This window comes from Rheinheimera sp., assembly GCF_036568245.1.
Taxonomy (GTDB): domain Bacteria; phylum Pseudomonadota; class Gammaproteobacteria; order Enterobacterales; family Alteromonadaceae; genus Alishewanella.
Genome location: NZ_DATCSY010000253.1, coordinates 1 through 3200 on the forward strand (window position 1 = coordinate 1; position 3200 = coordinate 3200).

The 3200-nt window shown below is 50.5% G+C and carries 4 protein-coding genes; 1 reads left to right on the plus strand and 3 read right to left on the minus strand.

Going from position 1 to position 3200, the window contains the following annotated elements; translation table 11 throughout:
• The 3 genes from metC to VIN66_RS11625 form a co-directional block, all read right to left on the minus strand.
• On the minus strand, window positions 1–969 hold a 969-nt coding region (gene metC, locus VIN66_RS11615), incomplete at its 3' end, for a cystathionine beta-lyase (RefSeq protein WP_331924144.1).
• Between the two features lie 110 nt (window positions 970–1079).
• Window positions 1080–1850, minus strand: coding sequence for an EAL domain-containing protein (locus VIN66_RS11620; protein ID WP_331924145.1), 771 nt, complete (start codon window positions 1848–1850; stop codon window positions 1080–1082).
• 91 nt (window positions 1851–1941) lie between these two features.
• On the minus strand, window positions 1942–2604 hold the full coding sequence (locus VIN66_RS11625) for a class II aldolase/adducin family protein (RefSeq protein WP_331924146.1): 663 nt from the start codon (window positions 2602–2604) through the stop codon (window positions 1942–1944).
• Between the two features lie 111 nt (window positions 2605–2715).
• On the opposite strand from VIN66_RS11625, the gene VIN66_RS11630 reads away from it, so the two are divergent.
• Window positions 2716–3200: UbiD family decarboxylase domain-containing protein (locus VIN66_RS11630; RefSeq protein ID WP_331924147.1), on the plus strand; the 485-nt coding region annotated here is incomplete at its 3' end.

The window sequence follows — 3200 nt, forward strand, 5'->3', positions numbered from 1 at the left end:
TTCGATAAAAGCTTCTACCTGTCGCTGGCTACCCTGCTTCAGCACAAAAGAGAATAGCCCGTTACTGCCGCTGAAATCGCGTTTAAAAATCGCATGCCCCGGATGTTGTGGTAAAGCCGGGTGCAGCACAGTTTCAACCTCGGGCCGCTCAACCAGCCAGTATGCGACCGTCAGCGCACTTTCTTCGTGTTGCTTCAGCCTCACTGACAGCGTACGCAAGCCTCGCAGCGCTGCGTAGGCATCATCCGCCGAGGTACAATACCCCATTAAATAACTGTGTTCACGAAGCGCGGGCCAGTGCTTTTCATTAGCCGTTGCTGTACCCAGCATCACATCGGAATGGCCGACAATGTATTTCGTCGCCGCCTGAATGGAGACATCTACCCCCAACGTAAACGGCTGACATAAAATAGGGGACGCCCAGGTGTTATCTAAAACAGTAACAATATTATGTTGTTGGGCCACTGAGGTAATGGCCGGAATATCCTGCATTTCAAAGCTAAGAGAACCCGGCGATTCAAGAAAAACAACCCTGGTGTTCGGCTTAATTAACCCTGCAATAGCGGCCCCTATTTGCGGATCATAATAGGTCGTTTCTATACCGTAGCCTGCCAGCACTTTATCACACAGCGCCCGGGTAGGTTCATACACACTGTCAACCATCAACAGGTGATCACCTTGTTTTAAAAATGTCAGTAAAGCCCCACTCACCGCTGCCGCACCACAAGGGTACAACGCACAGCCAGCGCCTCCCTCCAGCTCACACATCGCTTCCTGCAAGGCAAAATGCGTGTCTGTGCCACGCCGGCCATAAAATGGCACCCGGTTACCACGGTTCAGGGTAGCGTGTTTTAATTCGGCAAAGGTCTCAAATACTATGGTTGATGCGCGCACCAACGGAGGATTAACGGCTGTGCCGGTATATTTTTTTGCACGACCAGCATGGATAAGCCGGGTATCTTTTTTCATATTGTTTCCACAGTAACAAGGCAACATCACAAAAGACATCTAGACGTCCATGCTACATCAAGCTTATGCTGTGTTACCAGCACTAATTTTCACGCCGGCGTTGATGCAGTTTATTGCAGGCCACTAAGCTGGGCTGTCTGGGCCAATGTTTCCAATTGAGGTTTTGCAAAATAATAGCCTTGCAAATAACGAATACCTACTGATGTAAGATAATCGAGCTCTGCACGCGTTTCGATGCCCTCTGCCAGCACTTTAGTGCCCTGCAATTCACACTGGGCCACGGTTTGCTCAACAATAAACTGTTTGGCGGGGCGCTGGTCGATATCGCGGATAAGCTGCATATCAAGCTTGAGAATGTCGGGCTTTAATTCAATCAGCCAGTCCAGCGTGGCAAAGCCTGAACCGTAGTCATCAATTGCGGTTTGAAATCCGCGCTTGGAATAACTTTGGAAAATACGGTTTAAATGCGCTTTGTCTGGGATCTGCTCGCCTTCGGTCACTTCAAAAATCAGCTTGGTCAGATCAAAACCATACAGATCGGCAGCTTCAATCGTGGCTTTAATGCAGGTTTCAGGGTTATACACGGCGTTGGGTAAGAAATTTATACTTAACAAGCTGTCGCAGCCGAGCCGGGCGGCTGTTTGTATCGCCTTTACCCGGCAGGCCTGATCAAAATAATATTTATTGCCGTCGTTGATATGCTGAAATACCCAACCAGCCCCCTCGCCCTGCGGCCCCCGCACTAAGGCCTCGTAGGCGTAAATGCTTTTGCTATGCCAATCGATAATCGGCTGAAACGCCATCCGGATTTGAAAGCCCAGTGACTGGCCACTTAAACAATCGCTGCAGGTTTGCTGTTTTACACGCTCGGGGAAATGCATAATTTACCAGATAAAAATAACCAAAAGCCGTACCGACTTTAGCGTTGATGCCCGGTAGTTACCAGTTTATTTAGCTATGTCCAAAAAATTTCTACATTTTAGCCTGCAGTGCGCGGACATAAACAGCTATCAGCCGCTCGGCAGCCTGGGCAGCGCTGCTGCCAAAGGTTACAACACCATCTTCATGGCCGGCCATAGTGAAAGTTCCCTGCTGCAAGACGTCGGTTTCTGTAAACAGCCGCGCGACCTCCTCTGCCATGGCGACAGTACCATAAGGCACCTCGACCCGGGTTTGCGGCAAACCCAGCACGCTGGCTTGTTGCCAGATTTCTGGGCAATGAGCATGAATTACAAAGTTAATACGGCTGTCGATCTGATACAGCTGACCATGTGTCATCGCTTCTGAAGACGGTTTGGTCTCGCCGGTGGCGGCAATATAGTTGCGGCCTGGCTCACAGCAAGTGACCAAAGCATAGTCCGATGCAGTCATCACATTAATGCCGCCAGTTTGGGTACCGCTGATAATAAACTGGTTGTTACTGCCAAAGCGCTGACTGATGTTGCCAAAGCCATAATTGTCGTAGCGCAGGGGCGTCTGGCCAAGCATACCAAGTTGCAGCATCACGGTGCGCCAGCTGCTAATCTCAACTGTATCAGCCAGTTGCAGCGCTGATCGCCGGGTAAAGTCCAGCTGAAATTTTATGACCCCTTCCTGCTCTGTCATCGTATAACCTGCTTTAATTGACACCGCCATAGTATAAAGCGCTGCACCGTTGCACCCCAGCCGCATAGCAGGCCAAAACTGGTAAGGGCAGCGCAGAGCTGTATAATAGCCGGCATTAACTGACAAGGCCTGATGGCAAGCATGAAATATAACGACTTACGCGATTTTATTGCCCAGTTAGAGCAGCGGGGTGATCTGGTTCGGGTGACAGCCGAAGTGGACCCGGTGCTGGAGATCACCGAAATTGCTGACCGCACCCTACGTGCCGGCGGCCCGGCATTACTGTTTGAAAACGTCAAAGGCCACAGTATACCGATACTGGCAAACCTGTTTGGCACACCGCAGCGCGTCGCGCTGGGTATGGGACAGGAAGATGTATCGGCACTGCGCGAAGTAGGTAAGCTACTGGCTTTTTTAAAAGAGCCTGAGCCGCCAAAGGGATTAAAAGACGCCTTTAGCAAACTGCCTATTTTTAAGCAGGTGCTGAATATGTCACCCAAACAGGTGAAAAAAGCGCCTTGTCAGGAGATTGTATTAAGCGGCGATGACGTCGATTTAACCACACTGCCCATTATGACCTGCTGGCCTGGCGATGCCGCCCCCCTGATAACCTGGGGTTTAACGGT